This window comes from Pseudomonas sp. NPDC089534, from assembly GCF_044749305.1.
Lineage (GTDB): Bacteria > Pseudomonadota > Gammaproteobacteria > Pseudomonadales > Pseudomonadaceae > Aquipseudomonas > Aquipseudomonas ekonensis.
Genome location: NZ_JBIVHR010000223.1, coordinates 1 through 1,193, shown reverse-complemented (window position 1 = coordinate 1,193; position 1,193 = coordinate 1). Strand labels below are relative to the sequence as shown.

Sequence of the window (1,193 nt, the reverse complement as noted above, 5' to 3'; positions counted from 1 at the left end):
ATCGCTTGCAGGCAAGCTTGTATGTTTAGACTTGAAGGGGTGGGCGGGACTAAAAGCAAGAATCCGACTCTAGCCAGTACGGACCGTGGGAGACTTCTCGTCCCGCCCTTTCTACCTGAAGCGCCGATAAGGAATGCATCGGATCGACCGACGATAGAAGCAAGCCAGCGCTACGGTAGACCCCATCAAGCACTTAAACCCTAGCTCCGAGGATTCGTCATGACAATCCTTAATGCGCCAACGGTCGTGGGCATCGATGTGGCCAAGGCTGAGATCGTCGCCTACCGCGAAGACGTCCAGCTCACCCAAGCCATCGGCAACAACCGCGAATCCATCGGGCGCTGGCTCAAAACGCTGCCGGCCCAGAGCGCCATCGCCCTGGAGGCCACCAGCCACTACCACCTGGACACCGCCGAACTGGCCTTTGGAATGGGGCATCGGGTGTACGTTGTGGATCCCTATCGGGTGAGCCACTACCGCGAAGGCGTCGGCTTGAGGGCAAAGACCGACCCCTGCGACGCACGCCTGCTGGCACGCTACCTGGCCAGCGAGCAGCAGCATCTGCGGGCCTGGAGCCCGCCTCCGCGGTTCTACGGCGTGTTGAAAAGCCTGCTCAAGAAGCGTGCTGAGCTGATCAAGACCCACGCCGCCGTCATGCTGAGCTGGTCTGGCGAGCCTCTTCTGAAAGACCTCATGGCCCAGCAGCTGGAGCACTTCAAGCGGGTCGACCAAGCCCTGAAGAAGCTGCTGCGAGAAACCGCGCGAGAGGCCGGCATCACCGAGAACATCAGGCGCTGCAAGGCGATTGAGGGCATTGGCGACCTGACCGCTACCGGGTTGGCGACCACGTTCATGCGTGGCGACTTCGCCAGCGCCGATGCGTTCATCGCCTTCTTGGGGATGGACTTGAGGCCGAAGGACTCCGGGAAGAAGCACGGCTGCCGTCGCCTGAGCAAAAAAGGGGACGGGGAAATACGGCGGCTTGCGCACAATGCGGCAATGGCCGCGTGCCGAAGCCCGGTCTGGAAGCCCTTCTATGAGTCGTACCTGGCAAGAGGCCTGGCCAAGACCCAGGCGTTGGTGATCCTCGCCCGCAAGCTGTGCCGGGTGGCATTCGCCCTCATGAAAAGCGAGAGCGAATACCAACCGAACTTGAGGCTGCAGGGTTCCCTTGCAACATAGAATCTCCCACA

1 protein-coding gene is annotated in these 1,193 nt (G+C 61.1%); it reads left to right on the top strand.

Annotated features, from left to right (window positions below; genetic code table 11):
- Positions 1–219: 219 nt before the first annotated feature.
- Positions 220–1,182: an IS110 family transposase gene (locus ACIP0B_RS28565; protein WP_400838573.1), complete on the top strand. Its 963-nt coding sequence runs from the start codon at positions 220–222 to the stop codon at positions 1,180–1,182.
- Positions 1,183–1,193: the final 11 nt, after the last annotated feature.

Excerpts from the sequence above, each read along its gene's own strand:
- ACIP0B_RS28565 (WP_400838573.1), top strand. The coding sequence starts at position 220 with ATGACAATCCTTAATGCGCCAACGGTCGTGGGCATCGATGTGGCCAAG.